The organism is Pseudoneobacillus rhizosphaerae (assembly GCF_917563885.1).
Taxonomy (GTDB): domain Bacteria; phylum Bacillota; class Bacilli; order Bacillales; family Cytobacillaceae; genus Pseudoneobacillus; species Pseudoneobacillus rhizosphaerae.
Map to the genome: position 1 here is coordinate 29,811 of NZ_CAKJTG010000029.1, position 18,138 is coordinate 47,948.

16 protein-coding genes are annotated in these 18,138 nt (G+C 36.1%); 1 reads left to right on the forward strand and 15 read right to left on the reverse strand.

Going from position 1 to position 18,138, the window contains the following annotated elements; all coding sequences use genetic code 11:
- Positions 1-133: 133 nt before the first annotated feature.
- The 15 genes from LRP83_RS19550 to LRP83_RS19620 form a co-directional block, all read right to left on the reverse strand.
- Positions 134-1,723, reverse strand: a complete 1,590-nt coding sequence (locus tag LRP83_RS19550) for a PQQ-like beta-propeller repeat protein (RefSeq protein ID WP_230498396.1) — start codon at positions 1,721-1,723, stop codon at positions 134-136.
- A 254-nt stretch (positions 1,724-1,977) separates the two neighbouring features.
- Entirely contained in the window at positions 1,978-2,436 is a 459-nt protein-coding gene (locus LRP83_RS19555) for a hypothetical protein (RefSeq protein ID WP_230498415.1), read from the reverse strand.
- 5 nt (positions 2,437-2,441) lie between these two features.
- Positions 2,442-3,233, reverse strand: a complete 792-nt coding sequence (locus LRP83_RS19560) for a hypothetical protein (RefSeq protein WP_230498397.1) — start codon at positions 3,231-3,233, stop codon at positions 2,442-2,444.
- 121 nt (positions 3,234-3,354) lie between these two features.
- Positions 3,355-4,131, reverse strand: coding sequence for an arylamine N-acetyltransferase family protein (locus tag LRP83_RS19565; RefSeq protein WP_230498398.1), 777 nt, complete (start codon positions 4,129-4,131; stop codon positions 3,355-3,357).
- Positions 4,132-4,300: 169 nt separating this feature from the next.
- On the reverse strand, positions 4,301-4,714 hold the full coding sequence (locus LRP83_RS19570; RefSeq protein WP_230498399.1) for an RrF2 family transcriptional regulator: 414 nt from the start codon (positions 4,712-4,714) through the stop codon (positions 4,301-4,303).
- Between the two features lie 33 nt (positions 4,715-4,747).
- Complete coding sequence (gene spxA, locus LRP83_RS19575; protein WP_230498400.1) at positions 4,748-5,140, reverse strand: transcriptional regulator SpxA; 393 nt, start codon at positions 5,138-5,140, stop codon at positions 4,748-4,750.
- 321 nt (positions 5,141-5,461) lie between these two features.
- A complete protein-coding gene (locus LRP83_RS19580; protein WP_230498401.1) occupies positions 5,462-6,496 on the reverse strand; it encodes a DUF3231 family protein in 1,035 nt (344 codons plus the stop codon).
- 214 nt (positions 6,497-6,710) lie between these two features.
- Positions 6,711-7,871 carry a DUF4317 domain-containing protein gene (locus tag LRP83_RS19585; protein ID WP_230498402.1) on the reverse strand — a complete coding sequence of 387 codons (1,161 nt, stop codon included), beginning with the start codon at positions 7,869-7,871 and terminating at the stop codon, positions 6,711-6,713.
- 191 nt (positions 7,872-8,062) lie between these two features.
- On the reverse strand, positions 8,063-9,928 hold the full coding sequence (locus LRP83_RS19590; protein ID WP_230498403.1) for an ABC transporter ATP-binding protein: 1,866 nt from the start codon (positions 9,926-9,928) through the stop codon (positions 8,063-8,065).
- The gene (locus tag LRP83_RS19595) at positions 9,918-11,654 is read right to left on the reverse strand and encodes an ABC transporter ATP-binding protein (RefSeq protein ID WP_230498405.1); all 1,737 of its coding nucleotides are present in this window, start codon (positions 11,652-11,654) and stop codon (positions 9,918-9,920) included. Before LRP83_RS19595 ends, LRP83_RS19590 begins: the two co-directional genes overlap by 11 nt.
- Positions 11,655-11,679: 25 nt before the next feature.
- Positions 11,680-12,543 carry an EamA family transporter gene (locus LRP83_RS19600; protein ID WP_230498406.1) on the reverse strand — a complete coding sequence of 288 codons (864 nt, stop codon included), beginning with the start codon at positions 12,541-12,543 and terminating at the stop codon, positions 11,680-11,682.
- 207 nt (positions 12,544-12,750) lie between these two features.
- Positions 12,751-14,262, reverse strand: a complete 1,512-nt coding sequence (locus LRP83_RS19605; protein WP_230498407.1) for a malate:quinone oxidoreductase — start codon at positions 14,260-14,262, stop codon at positions 12,751-12,753.
- Between the two features lie 561 nt (positions 14,263-14,823).
- Positions 14,824-15,588, reverse strand: a complete 765-nt coding sequence (locus tag LRP83_RS19610) for a DUF817 domain-containing protein (protein ID WP_230498416.1) — start codon at positions 15,586-15,588, stop codon at positions 14,824-14,826.
- A 107-nt stretch (positions 15,589-15,695) separates the two neighbouring features.
- The gene (locus LRP83_RS19615; RefSeq protein WP_230498409.1) at positions 15,696-15,908 is read right to left on the reverse strand and encodes a helix-turn-helix domain-containing protein; all 213 of its coding nucleotides are present in this window, start codon (positions 15,906-15,908) and stop codon (positions 15,696-15,698) included.
- 10 nt (positions 15,909-15,918) lie between these two features.
- On the reverse strand, positions 15,919-16,395 hold the full coding sequence (locus LRP83_RS19620) for a DUF2975 domain-containing protein (RefSeq protein ID WP_230498410.1): 477 nt from the start codon (positions 16,393-16,395) through the stop codon (positions 15,919-15,921).
- Positions 16,396-16,569: 174 nt separating this feature from the next.
- On the opposite strand from LRP83_RS19620, the gene LRP83_RS19625 reads away from it, so the two are divergent.
- Positions 16,570-17,982: a PQQ-dependent sugar dehydrogenase gene (locus LRP83_RS19625; protein ID WP_230498412.1), complete on the forward strand. Its 1,413-nt coding sequence runs from the start codon at positions 16,570-16,572 to the stop codon at positions 17,980-17,982.
- Positions 17,983-18,138: the final 156 nt, after the last annotated feature.

Sequence of the window (18,138 nt, forward strand, 5' to 3'; positions counted from 1 at the left end):
TTTTTTCCGCCTTCTTTACTAAAAATCATATAAACCCTATTGTAACCACTTTTAATCCAAATTGAAATAAAAAAATACTTGTATCAGCCTGTCCCTCATGCTTAGAGACTCTTTCATTTAGTTGTCAGAACTTTTACTTAATCGTCAACGAAAAAATTCTACCTCCACGATTAGCAATGACAATGGTATTGTTATAGATGGCTGGTGAGGCTTCGATATTAGATCCATAGAAATTTTTCTTTTGGATGATTTCTCCTGTTTTTCCTTTAATTAAATAAATAGTTCCAACGGAGTCACATTGGACGATATAGGAGTTTCCTTTTTTATCATAAACGGCGACTGGTGAAGACCAGGCATAATTGGACATCTCCCTTCGCCAAATTTCTTTGCCCGTTTCTTTATCTAAAGATAGCATGAGCCCTGCTGACATTGTTTTATATCTCGCAATAGTAAATATAATTTGATTTGAGATGTCATTCTTTCCTATTATAGGAGTGGCCAAAAGCCCCCCGTTGACCGGGTTTTCACCTAATATGGTCAAAGCAGGAATTTCTTTTTTCCACATCACCTTTCCAGTAAGTCCATTCACTTTTCGAAGAATACTGTTCCCTTTTGAGCCTTGTTTATCTACTTCTGTTCCTGTATAGAGGAATGGTATCCCTTTTTGAGGCTCAATAACGATTGAAGCATCAGAATCGTCCGTCATTCCTAGTGCCCAAACAGGTTTCATTTTAGCTATATCAATCCCTTGTAACGTTCCACCATTATCAGTAAAGTACATCATATTTTTATAGGATGCGACTGAATTTTCAATGCCCTGATGGTTAAAATTGCCGATTTTATATCTGTATTTAACAGTCTGAGGATTCACAGAAATCGTCTTTTTCTTAGCATCAAATTTTGTATTTAATTTCATCGAGTAAAAGAGGCCGTTTTCTCCACCAAGAAATAACGTATCTGTATTTCGGTTGACTAGGGCAGCACTATCGAATGCTCCCCATCCTCGATAAGCATATGAATCCAATCCTTTTACAAAATGGAGAAGCTTGCCGTCAATCAAGCTATAGATTCGAAACCCAATTTGACTATTCCCCGTCTGTGGGATTCCTTGTCCAACATACAATAAGGGATATCCTCTTGGATCAATTGAGACACTTCCTTTTATCGGGTTCTTTATATCTATTGCAGGTCGACTCTGTTTGCCAGATTCAATATCGAAAAAATAAACCTTCCCATCTAGAGAAGCATAAATAACCTCTACAAAGTTTTCCTTATTCTTAAATTCACCGTTAATATTCATCGTCATTTTTACGTCATTTGCCCACTTTACAATCGCAGGTTGACCTGTCCAACCTGCACCACCGCCCCATCTTGGACTAGAACCAGTTTTAAACTCCCATTGTTTTAAGATTTGAGATGGTTTCTCGTTCACCAACCCATAAGCCGCTGAATCGCGTAAATGATTTCCGCGGAAGGTGAATACACCTGGGAGATTAGAGTATGTATCAGGAAAAGTCTGTATTTGTCCCTTCGTAATCATGCTAGTTTGACCTTGAAAGCCATAGGATAAATGAGAAAGCTCTTTTATTTCGGTAGGAATAATATCAGATGTTTGTTCTAAAGCAAAAACGTTAGTTAAATCCTTTTCTTGTTGAAAGAATAATGCTGCTGTAAGGAGAGACAAACTTGTAAAAATCGTTGTTCCAAACCTTATGATTTTCATGAATAACTGATCCCCTTTGAATCTATTAACATATGAATATGTTTTTGTGAAAAAATGGAACTATTTTCCTACTAGATTACAATTATCCACATGAATAATCAATAAATATTGGTTTACAAAAAACGACATTTATCTCGAGTGAAAATAAGATTAAAAAACAAGCTGAAATGATAAAGTTTCAAAAATAGAAACTTGTATCTTTTCAGCTTGAAAAATAGCTACAAATGAAACAATTGCTTACTTTGGGAAAAAATTCACTTTACTTTAGCTACACCTAATGCATAATGATTCCAAAGTATCTTTTCAATTGCTTCTGCTTGTGTTTCTTCACATTCAATAATAAGAATAATATCTGACTGATTCCCTTTTAATCGACGTTTTTTCTTTTTTATTACCTTTTCATTAATAATTCTTATCGCAAATCCTATTACAAATCCGCAAAAAGCACTGATTAGTCCCCAGTAAATGGGACCCCAAGCCAATTTAAATCCGATACTAGCACCAATAACCGAAAACGCTGTGGCTAGTGCCATCCCTATATCAATGAGTGATGTGCCATCGGATCGATGTGTGGAATCAAAAACCCTATGTTCATCTGTTCTATTATCAAGTGGGATAGCAAATATATTTTCTTTTGTAATCCCTTTTTTCTCTATTGATGTTATAGCCATTTCTAAAAAGATATTACTTTCAAAAGTGGAAAAGAGCTGCAATTTGATCACTTCACTTTTTGTCCTTTTTGTATTAGGAAACTAGTGGCTTGGTAATTTTTTTTAAGATAATTTTTTTGTTCATCTATGTACAGTTTGTTAAGTTCTACTGCACTCATATATGCATCAAATGAAGCAAAACCATAATGAGATGGGAGAAATAAGAGCCATTCAGGATTTAAGACAGACGTAGCCTGTTGGATTTCACCTAAAAATAAGAGGGAAACTGCCTCTTGAGCATGCGAAAAATAAAAGAAAACGACCACCCAAAAGATGACAAAAAAAGCTGTCATAATTCTTTGTACATATAGCTGACCAAGGCCAGGCACAAATAGAGACCATATAACGGCAATCACAGGGTTTCTTTTATCAAGATAATTTACTTCTACTGCACCAATACTAAATGTGTTGTAAACGTGATCCTCATGGTCAGCTACTAAATAAATTTTGTTCATATCTACTGTAGTTCGATAACTATCCCATATACTAAATAAGTAAACGGGAATATACATCAACAGCCATCTTGTGTCCAAAACTTCTTTAGCCATATCAATATTACCTTGAAAGGAATAAACCATTGCTAAATTAACATGAGCTTTTATATTCACAATCACTTCCCAAATAAATAAAGCATATCCTCTTAAATATTTAGATAAAAGTAAATGTCCGAATCCTGGAAAAGCTGCAGACCACCATGCAATGATATACGGGTTTCTTAAATGAATGTAAGAGGTGCCAAAAACACTTACATGGGCTTTATATCGTCTGGCCGTATTGTCATTGGCATAAAAATTGTTCATTTACAACCACCTTAAGAAAAACAATCAATTTCCAATAGTTTTCCAAATTACGCATTTATTATCCAATAATTTCTTACTTATCTTAAAGATACATTAGACCTCCCCATGCCTCAGTCATTCTTCAAAGGCCAAAATTTTCTTTTGCTATAATTTTAAATCTCTTCTCATCAATGTCTTCTTTCTCGATGTTTCCGTCTACCCACTCGGTAAAAGATGTCTCTGTTAAGGTCATGTTTCCTTTGTCTGTAATTCTTGTGATAATGGGTTTTTTATTAAAAGGTGAAGCTGGGTGTTCAACGATAATTTTTTGAACATCATTTATCTCTGACACATGCTCTATTCTAGTATTGGATTGAAAGGCGTATCCTTTTTTCCATTCTTGATCTTTATGCTTTAACTTCATATAAAAAATAAGATCCCCATGTTCACTCTCTTCATGAACAACACGAAAATCACCGTTTTGCGAGGTAATGATTTCCCCATTTAACGGAACAGGCTTTAATGGTAGATTCCCGCCAAAGCCAGTATCAACAATAGATAGTTGTCCATGATGAAGGACCAAATTGAACACATGAGTTTTTCCTACTGGACTCCAGCGCTGATTGACTTGGTCATAGGTCGCACCACGGATTTGGCTAGTGTTAAAGCCATTCTCTATTAAAAATTGATAAAGAATGGTATTGAGTTCATAACAAAGTCCGCCTTCGTTTTGTACTAATAACTTCTTTATTAAATTGGCCTTAGATATTTCCGTAGTTTTATTTTCTATGATACACATATTCTCAAATGGAATCGTCTTTGCAACCTTTTCCAAAACTAGACTTAAATTTTCAAACGTAATGACTTCGTTATCTGAAATACCAATTCGATTTCGAAATAATTTGTTTACATCACTCATACCATAACCTCCTTCATTTTTTTCAAATTTATGCTTCTATGTATATTATATAATCATCGGCAAGTATTAAAAAACCGATTCGTTTACCAATTAAATGAAAAAAGCTGGCCTCCTCCGTGTGGAGAGGACCAACTAAAGAAACGCATAAACTTATTTCAACTTTTGTTATCTATTTTTCTTGATTAATTAAATCAACAACTTCCTTCAGTGTATAATTCTTTAAATATAAACCTAAATGTTCTTCAGCTCCTAAAAAAATGTTAAATAAGACGCTTTGCATATTTGCTCCTACAATACACTGTTCATTTGATTCAGGACACTTAGGCTGAAGAGAACCTTCTGACGTAAGCTTATAAATATCCCAGAGATTTACTTCGCTTACATCTACTGCAAAATGAAAACCGCCACCAATACCCTCTTTTGATTCAATAAAGCCATGCCTTTTTAATAGACTTAACACTTTACGAATGCGTACAGGATGAACACAGGCACTTTCCGAAATCATATCACTTGTTGACATCCGATCCGGCTGTAGCGCTAGAAAAGTTAAACTATGAATGGCAAGTGTAAAATCACTGTTCATCGCTAGCCTCCTAGAAAAATAAAATACACATAATTAATTGGCCATTTTTTCCCAATCAATGTTTAATGTACGAAGCCTGCGCGGTAAAAATCGACGAATCTCTTCATCGTGGTACCCAACCTGAAATCTTTTTTCGTCCTGGATGATCGGACGTCGCAGCATTTGAGGGTTTTCTATAATTAATGTATAGAATTCTTTTAGTGAAAGAGTTTCTATATCTACATTTAGCTCCTGAAACCTTTTCGAGTTTGTAGAAATAATTTCATCCGTACCATCCTCTGTCAAACGAAGTATAGACTTTAACTCATCAATTGTTAGTGGATTAGCTATGATGTTTCTTTCAATATAGTCAATTTGATGTTCTTCAAGCCATGCTTTTGCTTTTCGACATGAAGTACAGCTTGGTGTTGTATATACTGTCACCATACAGTTCACACTCCTATTTTAATTTTGATACGATATTTTAATGAAAAAATAATGAATGATAAAATGTAATAATTAATTTTACAGTTTAAATATAATGATGATGTTGTTTATTTAAAATAATTATCCTATACTGTAAATTTAATCTTTACAGTTTGTTTTGTCAATCAATTTTTTTTGATAAATAAAAAATGTACTTCCCCCTAATAATTTCATCTTACTTATTAGGGGTCTCTGCAGAAAAATCCAAAGATTATAGGTTTGTTAAACCAGCAAATCTTCGGATTAGTTCATTGAATAGCAAGTTAATCTATTTGGTGCCCATTAGCTTGACTCCAAATTATCTCTATCAGCTGCTTTCGGTGGCTGTTCCATCCAGCCCTTTTCGATCATAATCCTTGCGGCCACTTCAACAAAGGCAGAAATCTTCATTAGAGATTTTGAATACAACAATCCGACATCATGCCTTCCATTTACGGCAACAGAATTTCCAAAAGCTCTTATTTTCATTGAAAACATATCCACCTTATGAAATAACATGAGTTTATCAGAGAAAGGAGAAAATGTGGAAGTTGTAACTAAATCATCAATAAAAGCTGGTGATGGAAGATTTTCGTTATGTAACATTTTCATATAACTTTCAATATTATTGGATGTAAGATCTCTACCTCTTTCAAATAATTCGCTTATTTTTTTATCCTTGGCCACTTGAGCAAATGCCATAATCAACGCTTTACTTGTTACATTATTTTCAATATTATCGTAAAAATGGGCAATTTCTAAAGCGTGTAAAGGACGAACATGTCCAAAGAAACCATTAAGAAAATCCTTATGAACAAATTCGACTTTATCAGGTACTGGAATAATGGGTGGCTTAATAATTAACCCCTTATTCATTAATAAATCTTTGATTTGTTCCATTAAAGCTAATGTGGATTCCATACAATATATAAAGAACTCTTTTACATCTTTTCTGTAAATAAGAGGTAATCCTACACTATAAATGCTTATTCCTGCTTTTGAAGCATATTTCAAATAATGAACGTAGAATGGGTCCAGAAATAATCGTGGCGCACCAAGATTTACGTCTTCGTCGCCAAAACCTTTAGGAACTGGGAAATTATCCTTTTCAAATATCTCTTTTGCTATGCTCATAAATTCTTCGGTTAATTTCAATGCATTTTCTAATAGAGTTTTGATTTCATCATCGTCAACGTGCTGAAGATAATACTTTATAACGCAGTTTGCCATGCTGTTTCCTGTATATGTGGCCCAGAGTTTACCCATTTCTGCTGAAGTTAACTCTTCATTTGGGCTCATCTTATATGAACCAATTTTTAGTGGTCTGATCGTTTTCATTTGTAAACTCACCTACATCAGATTTTTAAATAGTATTTTCTTAAAAGTGGTTTGGTATTCTAATTTACTTATTTTCAATAGGGATTCTTTTACTTTCTAAAAAAAACGCAAATTAATTTAATTAATTTGCGTTTCCTCCTATCTAAAACCTATTTTTCTCTTATCGATTAAATTATCTTGTATAGCGATTTAAAATGGCCAGTCCAAAAATTCATTACATTGTTTCCGACTCTAATTTAAACCCTTCGATAATCACATCTTCCTCAATCTCCAGCAATAAACAACGTTTTCCTTGATACATAATATATTTTACGTTTTTCAAGTCTTTCGGATTAATGGATAGATTTGCCACGCTAGTATTGATTTTGATCGACTTTGGAATTAGACTGCTCGCTTTAAATTCATGTTTTTCATCGGATATGACAGCTTTGAAGGCATGTTCCACTTTATCGGTGTCCACATTTTCGACTCCGCTTACCTGCAAAATGCGCCCGATGTCCTTATAATCTAACTTCGGGACTTCACTTTCTTCGTTTTCGACACTCTCTTGCACGATTTTGTCAATTTCCTCATAGACATTGGCAATGATTTTGGTATCCACTTGGTTTCCAATTACTTTATTTAAAATCAGTTCAAAGCAGTCTTTGTCTTCGCCGGCTGTTATGATTTCTTCACAATTGAGAACCGAATCAATAAATGTTTCGTCTGGCTGGTTCACTTTGCCTGCATAATATAAGATATGATTCACATCTGCAGCATTGTCATTAAAAGCAGGGAACAAGAATCCTGACAATGGCGCGGCTAAATTGATGATTGGGTCAGAGGCATTATTCGGTTTAAATTCCTTTTCAATATAATCAAACAGCAAGGCTTTTTTCGGCTGATCGGTTCTATTAAGGCTGCAAAGGATAAATGGGCTGTAATAAACTTCATCATCCCCACCCGTTTCAGAATCCAGGTCAACTTTCCGAGTTGGCTTTCGATATTCTCCCCGGATAAATGTTACTACCGTATCAAATTCATAAACAGCATGGGCAAACATTTTCTCAACGATTTGAAGCATATATTCTTTCCAATCTTCCGTTAAACGTGCCTGTAAACCATCATAAAGGATAGTTTGGGTGCTAGCTTCTACATCACGTTGAAACTTTAGCTCAAACAATTTCGAATCAACATCACCTGTTAAAACCTTTTTAAAGTTTGTTAAAAATAAGTCCTGTGCTTCCTTATCTAATAATGGAAACGGAAGACTGATATGATGATAAACCTCACCAGATTCTTTCTGAACATATACATTGAAAATTTCTCTTATGGCTAAAAGATTATTGTTTAACTTAAATTGCTTTCTAAAATTGGCGATATCTTTTTTATTCATTTATCTCAACTCCCATTCCTGATTATACTCATCAGACAAGAAAATAGTAATACTTGATATTATTTTATTTTTAATAGCAATTGATGTACGAAGTGCATGTTCCTTACTTTTTTTGATATCCATTCACAGTAGAAATCCCCGAAAAAAATAAAACCTCTACCGTGATTAGATAGAGGTTTTTTTCGAATCCTTTAATAATTTTCAACCTTTTTCAACGTTTTATATTGATTTTGAATCATTTGAGCATAAATCCCCTGTTGAGTAATGAGATCATTATGGTTTCCCTTTTCGGCAATTTCTCCGTTTTGAATAACCATAATCGTATCGGCATCGCGAATCGTATTAAGTCTGTGTGCAATGATAAAGCTTGTTCTACCCTCCAGCACTTTAGACAGTGCATCTTGAATATGTAACTCTGTTCGTGTATCAATACTACTAGTTGCTTCATCTAGAATGAGCAAAGAAGGTTGATTAAGAATGACTCTAGCAATAGCCAATAATTGTCTTTGTCCATGGCTGAGATTGCCACCGTTTTCCGCGAGCTTAGTCTCATATCGCTTTGGTAAACGATTGATAAATAAATCTGCGTTTGCTAACCGAGTCGCCGCAAATACTTCCTCATCCGTTGCATCAGGGTTTCCGTACTTTATATTTTCCATGATCGTGCCTGAAAACAAATATGTGTCTTGTAGGACAATTCCAAAGCATTTTCGTAAGCTCTCTCTTGTGTATTCTCGAATATCGCGACCATCAATAAAGATTTGCCCCTCGGTAACATCATAAAATCTCGTTAAGAGGTTAACAATTGTTGTTTTCCCTGCACCGGTTGGTCCTATTAAGGCTGTACTGCTACCTGCTTGTGAAATAAAGCTTACATTTTTTAAAATCGGAACATCATCACGGTAACCAAAGCTAACATTCTTAAATTCAACAACACCTTCTGGGTTAAATAGCGGAATAGCATTAGTTTGATCCTCCGGTTCTTCTTTTCCATCGAGGATTTCAAAAACCCGTTCTGCCCCGGCAATACCTGATTGTAAAATATTGAATATATTAGCTAGGTCATTCAAGGGTCTCACGAATTGGCGCGAGTAAGTGATGAAACTTGCAATCACACCAATGGTGATCAAATTCTCAACAGCCAAATAACCACCCACGACCGCCAAAATCGTAAAACCAAGGTTATTGATAACATTCATAATTGGCATCAAAAAACCCGACCATATTTGTGCCTTTGTTCCGACTTTACGAAGTCTTGTGTTCACTTCTTCGAATTCGGCAATGGCCTTTTCCTCATGATTAAAGGCTTTCACGACCTCTAAACCGGAAATGGTTTCTTCAATATGGCCGTTTAGTATTCCCAATTCCTTCTGCTGATTTCGGAACAGAATCTTGGTTTTACTCGCAATGGATTTTGTAAGTAAAAAGACTAATGGAACAGTAATAAGAGTTGCTACTGTCAAAATGGGGCTTAGAATGATCATCATGACAAGTGAACCCGTAATGATGATGATACCAGACATAAGTTGGGTCGTTGACTGTGAAATCGTATTACTGACGTTATCTATATCATTTGTAAATCTACTCATCATTTCCCCATGTGTCCTAGAATCATAGAAAGATACAGGGAGCTTTTGTAGCTTATGAAACAAGTGATTCCGTAATCTTTTGACAATCCTTTGGGCAACACCAGCCATCAGCCAACCTTGTGAAAAATTCAAAACGGCATTCGTGATATAGGCAATTAAAAGTGTAATAACGGTAAATTGGAGTAAACCAAAATCAACACTTTCCCCTTTTGACATCGCGTCAACACCTTTACCTATTAAAAAAGGGGCAGACAGAGCTATAATCGAATCCATTAATATAAAAGCGAAAACAATGGATAAAAGCTTTCTCTCTTTTCCAAAGTAAGACCATAGCCGTTTAATGGTACCTTTAAAATCCTTAGGTTTTACAACCTGTCTCCGAAATCGGTCAGCAGCTCCTCCTATTGGGCGTCCTGGTACGGGGGGAATGTGATCGTTCTTTTTTTCTTGTTTGGTATTACCTGCCACCTTCTAGCACCTCCTTGCCAAACTGCGACTGATAGATTTCTAGATAAGTAGGACAATTATGAAGTAAATCGCCATGAGTCCCATTTCCAACTATTTCCCCATTATCTAACACAATGATTCGGTCCGCATCTACTACCGATGAAATTCGTTGAGCGATGAGTAAACAAGTTAGTCCTTTTGCATACTTTTTTAAAGATTCTTTAATTCTAGCTTCTGTTTCCACATCAACAGCACTGGTACTATCATCTAATATTAATATTTCTGGTTTCTTCACTAGCGCCCTTGCAATCGACAGCCGTTGTTTCTGACCACCAGAGAAGTTAACCCCACCTTGGCCGATTCGAGTGTCGTAGCCTTCTGGCGAATCCGAAATAAATCCATAGGCATCTGACATTTTAACTGCCAGTTCGATATCCTCCAATGAAGCATCTTCACTTCCCCAGCGTATATTTTCCTTGACCGTTCCAGTAAATAAGGTTGCTTTCTGAGGTACAATCGCTACTTTTTCCCTTAGCGCTTTAGGGTTTATTTCACTAATGTCTTCCCCGTTTATTCGAATAGTACCAGAGGAAAGATCATAAAATCTCGGAATAAGTCCGACAAGACTACTCTTACCTGAACCAGTTGATCCAATAATGCCAACCGTTTCTCCCGGTAGACAAGTGAATGTTATGTTCTTGAGAACAGGATCACCAGAGGCACCTTCATAGGCAAAAGTCACATTTTCAAAATCAATTCTTCCTCCTTGAGTTGAAGTTGTCGAATCGCGATTCCATGTCATATCGTCTTCCTCTGCTAAAACTTCACCTATTCTGTTCGCAGACGTTTTAGCTCTAACAAACATGTTAAACACCATCGAAATCATCATTAACGAAAATAGAATTTGCGTCATATAGTTGGTGAAGGCAATAACATGACCTACTTGCACGGTTCCATTTTCAACTCCAAAGCCCCCAAACCAAAGAACGACAACGATTCCTAGATTCATTACTAACATAATAATAGGTCCAAAGATGGCTAGAACTCGGGTAGCAGCTATTGATTTGTCTTGAAAGTCTTCATTAAATCCACTAAATTTCTCGATTTCATAATCAAAACGATTGAAGGCTTTGACGACTCTGACACCTGATAAATACTCCCTCATTACACCATTCACTTTATCGAGAGCATTTTGTACCTTTGAAAAGAGAGGTAAGCTTATTCTCATATTAAATATGATTAAAATAGCAACCATGGGAACAACAACAGCTAAAACAATCGATAAGTGAATGTTCAATCTTGTCGCCATAATTAGTCCGCCGATGGCAAGCAGCGGTGCTTTGACAAAAATACGCATCAAGCCATTCATAAACATTTGTACCTGTGAAACATCATTCGTCAATCTCGTTACTAGAGAGGCACGGTCATAACGATTAATATTTTTAAAGGAAAGATGCTGAATCTTTCGAAATAAATCATAACGTAATTCCGAACCAAAATTTTGCGACGTAATACTTGCCACAATACTCCTAGTTGAAGCAGCTAATGCCCCGAATATGGTTACTCCAAGCATCACACCGCCCATTTTTAACACATAATCTAAATCTCGATTTACAACTCCTACATCCACGATTTTCGCCATGATGGTAGGCTGAAGTAAATCACATACGGCCTCTAGAGTAAGAAATAAAACAGCAATGCTAAAGGGTTTCCAGTATTTATTTATGTATTTATTAAAATTTGCCATTTTCCTTCCCCTTGCTTCCTCAATCTTAAGTAAATGCTAGTACAAATGTCCCTACAGTAATGATTAAACCACCAATAACGGTATGTTTTGAAGCTTTTTCTTTTAAAATCACAAAGCTCAGTATTATGGTGAGGACAACACTAGACTTGTCTATGGGTGCAACGACTGACACTTCTCCAATTTCTATGGCAGCAAAATAACATAGCCATGACAATCCTGTTGCGGCACCAGATAATACTAAAAAAAGATAGCCCTTCTTAGAAATCTGTTTCATTTTTTTATACGTCCCTTGGAAAAAGACAATTGCCCATGCAAATAGTAAAATCACGATGGTCCTTAAGAAGGTAGCAACATTGGAGTCGACTCCTTCCATCCCTATTTTCGCCAAGATGGAGGTTAAAGCGGCAAATATGGCTCCAACGATTGCATAAACAATATAAATTTGTGAGCCGGTAAATCGTTTGTTCTCTTCATTTTTCCCCATTAATACAAACGTTCCAAGAGCGATTAGTGCGCCTCCGATTAAAATTTTAGCTGTTGCTTCCTCATCCAGGACCAAGATAGATAGTATGATGGTCAAGACGATACTAGATTTATCGATAGGTACCACTTTGGAAACATCACCAATCGCGAGTGCCCGGAAGAAAAAGAGCCAGGATAAGCCAGTTGCCAGCCCAGATAATAAAATAAATAGAAGTGCTTTCGTCGAAATCATCGAAATCGCTGAAAACTGGCCAGTCACCATCACAACGATCAACGCCATGATTAAGACGATGAACGTACGAATAGCGGTTGCGAGATTGCTGTTGACATTGTCCATACCAATTTTCGCTAATATTGCCGTTAGTGAAGCAAATAAAGCAGCAAACAGCGCTAGAGTTATGCTCATTTATCCATTGTCTCACTTTCATGAATTTCAAATAATATTAATGTATACATTTGTATTCGTGAAGTCAATCCAAATTTTCTGAAATTTGGATATTTTTATTTGCTTTGCTTGCATAATTTGCAAAAGAAAAAGACCGCCAAAAGGCGATCTCATTAGAATATTATAAACCATTGCTAACATTTTTCTTTTGATGTCAATATCAAAAAATTAACTAAAGACTAGTTCTCTTTCAATCTCTTTTTCACTTAAACAAAGCAATTGTTCTGTAAGCGTATGAATTTCCTTCAGTAATTCTGGATTCTCCATTAATGACACGCCATAAGATGGAATCATTTCTTTGATTTTAGGCTCCCACTCTTTCACATGCTGCGGGAAGCATTTTTTGATAACCTCAAGCATCACGTGAACGGCAGTGGATGCACCAGGAGATGCGCCAAGTAATGCTGCGATCGAGCCATCGGCGTCCGTAATGACTTCAGTACCAAATTGAAGCGTGCCTTTTCCATTTTCAGTATCTTTGATTACTTGAACACGTTGACCTGCTACGACAAAATCCCAATCCTCTGATACGGCATGAGGGATAAATTCACGTAGCTCTTCCATGCGCTGTTCTTTGGTTAACATGACTTGCTGAATCAAGTATTTTGTCAATGACATCTCTTTTGCGCCTGCCGCCAACATCGTTAAGACATTATTCGGCTTTACGGAAGTGACTAAATCAAACATGGAACCCGTTTTTAAAAACTTTGGTGTAAAGCCTGCAAATGGCCCAAATAGCAATGATTTATTATTATCGATAAATCGTGTATCAAGATGAGGAACCGACATTGGTGGAGCCCCAACTTTTGCTTTTCCATAAACTTTAGCATGATGCAGTGCTACAACCTCAGGGTTATTACATACCATAAAAATTCCGCTTACAGGGAATCCACCAATATGTTTACTCTCAGGAATACCTGATTTTTGCAGTAAATGTAGGCTTCCTCCCCCACCACCGATAAAGACGAATTTGGCTGTATGACGTTTAACGGTTCCACTAAATTGATTCTGTACTTTCAATTCCCACAAGCCGTCGCTAGTACGGTAAATATCATTCACACTATGATTGTATTTAATATCGACATTTTTACTTTCTAATTGTTCAAACAACATGCGTGTTAAAGCGCCAAAGTTAACATCCGTTCCAGAATCAACTTTGGTAGCTGCTATAGGTTCATTAAGTGAACGGCCTTCCATAATTAGTGGAATCCATTCCATTAGTTTTTCTGGATCTTCGGAATATTCCATTTCTTGAAATAAGGGATTATTTGAAAGCGCTTCAAAACGTTTCTTTAAGAACGTTACATTTTCATCCCCTAGTACTAAACTCATATGAGGCAATTGTCTAATAAAATCCTGTGGATTATTAATTAGCTTGTTTTTTATAAGGTAAGACCAAAATTGCATAGAAACCTGAAATTGTTCGTTAATTTTTATCGCTTTACTAATATCTATCGATCCATCTTGTTTTTCACTTGTGTAATTAAGCTCGCACAGTGCAGCATGACCCGTACCCGCATTATTCCATTCGTTAGAGCTTTCCTCTCCTGCTTTCTCGAGCTTCTCAAACACAGTAATGTTCCATTCGGGTACTAATTCTTTTAAGAGTGTTCCTAAAGTCGCACTCATGATTCCTGCGCCAATTAAAATGACATCTGTATTAGTTTCTTTGTTGTTCATTTTTATCAACCTTTTCCCCATAGTTTACCGAAAAGATGTAGGCGTCACATAAAGCTAAGGCGAGACCTAGTCATACACCTTTTCTATTTTTTAATTTCATTATTACCATATCATAGTCTATAACATTTTTTAATAAATTTGCATATCTACTATTATATGATAATTATATATTATTTAAAAGCTGTAAATAGTAACAAGTTCAAAGATGTAAAATAACTACTGATATCTCGTTCATTTTGAAATGATGTCTTTTGGTGAAATTGGTTGTTCTTGGTACTAAATTGTACATTTCGGATGACGTTGGGCGATTGTTAGGGAAACGTGTCCGAATCAGAGGGTTATTCAGACACAGAAGAGCAAATAAAGCATCTTCTAGCTCATGTCGAGCAAATGCTGGTCGTTTCGGAAGGTGAAATCTGATAAATAATTTATTTTGGGAAGTTCGATGCTAATGCAAGCTTTCATATTTTCTCTTTAGGTATAGGTTTCCTGTTTATAATTGAAGGGAAGGCTTTACTACCCCTTAAAGTAGTAAAGCCTTCCCTTCAACTGCACACTATTTTAGTGGGATTTTTCCTTAACCTGTTTTAATGTTGCTACTATTAGAAAGCTAACAATCACTAATAAGAGCCAAGAACTCACCTTTCCTAGATGAACGAGACTCCATGCATCAGTTTGGTTTGGATATTCCCACGCTCCAAAGAAGGTTGCGATATTTTCAGCTATCCATATAAAAAATCCAATGAGCATAAAAGAAAGGGCGATTGGCATCCGATAACGAGTTCCACTTACCTCAAATGTGACCCATGAATGCCAGAACACGATCATCACTAGAGCAGACAACCACCATCGAACATCAATCCAAAAATGGTGTGTGAAGAAATTCAAATATATCGCACTGGCAAGAGGTACAACTGCCCAAAATGGTGGCCACTTTACCAATTCAACTTTTAACCTTCTCCACGCCTGGCAAAGAAAACTTGCTACACTTGCGTACATGAATCCGCTATACAAAGGCACTCCAAAAAACTTGAAATAACCTGCTTCGGGATAAGACCAGGAGCCCATATGAACCTTGAAAAGCTCAAGTGCAAGCCCAATCAGATGGAACAATGTGATAACCTTTAGCTCATCTCGTGTTTCAAGCCCAGAACGTACCATCCCCCACTGCATCAGAATGCAGATGATGAGCAGCCAGTCGTACCTTGATAGGAAAGGAAGTGGAATGAATTTAGTAAAAGCCAAAGAAGCAAAAATAACGACAGGAAATAAACAAGATAGAGCCTGCTCCCAACCAAAACGAATGAGTTGTTTTAATGTTCTCATTTTAGTTGCCTCATTTTTTCGAATGGTTAAATTCATGAGCTACTCCCCTTTTATAAAATAAGGAAAAGGCGATCGTTCTTTTCCTTCCGATGTTAAATTTGTTTCTTTTAGTCTTCATCACGTCGATATTCTAAAATATCTCCAGGCTGACAATCTAAAGCTTTACATATTGCCTCTAAAGTTGATAATCGAATTGCTTTTGCCTTTCCATTTTTCAATATGGAAAGGTTAGCCATGGTAATTCCAACCCTCTCTGAAAGCTCAGTCACGCTCATTTTCCTTTTAGCCAACATCACATCAATATTGATTATAATTGCCATTGTTTTCACCTCAGACTATTAAGTCATTTTCCGATTTTATATCAATCGCTTCTTGTAAAAGTCTTTGAAGAACAGCAGCGAATACAGCGATTACCATTGAAGCAAAGATAGGGATCATTCCGATGATGACGAGGCCAGGTGCATCGTCTAGGTCTGCTACGAGAAAAACAAATGGCTCAATTACCACATACAATCCGCTGATGATTATGGCACAAAATTTGATTTTCTTTAGTGCTTTTACCGACAATTCGGAAAAAGCTAGGTTTTTGTCAATAAAGCTTAAAAGTTTATATGCCTGATACAATGCGACAAAAAATGGGATCACTGATACATACATCCCTATTATAATGGGGTATAGTATATGGGCATAATCTGGATTTACTGGATTATTAGGTAACCAAGTCAACCCATATATACACAAAGCAAGAACTGGAGCTCCAATCAGAAAAAGAGCTATCTTTAAGAATAGCGTTGAGCCATGTTTCATAAAAAGCACCTCACTTATTTATTGTTAGTCTGATATTAACATGCGATTTATCGTTTTGCAATAAAATATTGTTGAATTTTATTATTTAATTGTTGTTATATAGTCTCCGGTACTATAAGTCAATTCTAATCATATTCTTATAGAAGAAATCTATAAGAAGGAGTGCGAAGCCAATTGAGAAAAGTTAAGGTTGGTTTACGGCCGGTTGCAAGTAGGTTGAATTTACCTACTGTATTGAAAACAACTAAACTTCCAGGCGACTCAAATGAAAGATTATTTATTGCCACCCAGGTAGGTGAAATTTTTTACATAGGGAACGATAGCATTAGGAGTTTTTTAGATATTCGCCAACAAATTTTAAAGTTGGGTGGTCCTAGTGGCGGATATGATGAACGGGGATTATTAGGGCTAGCATTTCATCCAAGTTTTTATTATAACGGTCTTTTCTATCTTTATTATTCAGTAGCTGGATCACAAGGTCCAGGTGCACTTTCTGAATCTTTTACACCTGATCCGTGTGATCCTAATACCTTAAATCTAAAGTGGGAAAATAGAGAAACTCAATATGATCATATTGATACAGTTGAAGAATGGATTTTACAATCGAATGGTCAGCCCCAAAGACGACGGACTTTACTTAATTTAAGAAGACCCTTTATGAATCATAATGGTTTTAATAGTTTAAACTTCTCACCTGAAACAGGAAAACTTGTTTTAACAACGGGAGATGGAGGTTCAGGTCATGATCCCTTTAACTTAAGTCAGAATAATCTAGAAATTGCTGGTAAAATAATTGAAATTGATGTCGGTAAGAATACATCCATCAATAATCCTCCCGTTGTCACAAGGTTTAATGAACTTCCCACAACTATTCAGGGAACGCTCACGGTAATGGCCAAAGGGGTTCGCAATATACCAGGCATTTCATTTCAAAGGTTTAATAATCAGTATATAAAATATGTGGGAAATGTCGGACAGAATTTGGTCGAGTCGATATTTACATTCGTTCAGTATAAACCAATACCGGTTACTCAGCTTATTCAAGCCTCATTAACGAATTCTACACCTGACAATGAAGGATTTATTAACTTTGGCTGGCGAGGTTGGGAAGGTTCTTTTCCTACTCCGATTATTAGGGAATGCTCAGCAAATTCAACTTTGGATCAGAAAACAATAGCTTATTACAATGAATCAGTAGCACTTTCTGGGAGTCGTATTCAGCCTTTAACAAGTTACTTTCATCAAGATTCCAGACCAGATAAGTTTGGAGGAACTGCACTTACAGGAGTCCAAGCCTATATGGGAAATGAAATCCCAGGCTTAACGGGAAGCGTTTTGTTTACCGATTTTGTTAGGAAAGGAACTCAGCCTAATGTTAAAGGGGCTTTAGCTTATACCTACGTACGAGCCGATGGTAAACAAAATGATTTTAGTGTGATTCAGACTAATTACGATTTTGGTTCTCAATCAGCCTATTATGTTTCTTTAGGAACGAATTTGAATCAATCCAAATTATATTTAGGGGTATATGGCTCTATGAAAGTGACTGATTTTAACCAAGGGACTGTTTTTGAAATAGTTCCATGATTAGTTTACGTTTCCTATTAAAAAAGCAAGGCCTTTGAACTGCACCCCAATTGTTAGACACTATCTAACAGTTGGAGGTGCAGTTTTTTGTATGTCAAAATATCCAAGTGATATTAAATTAAATATTATTCAAAGCTATAACCCAAAAGTGTTTTC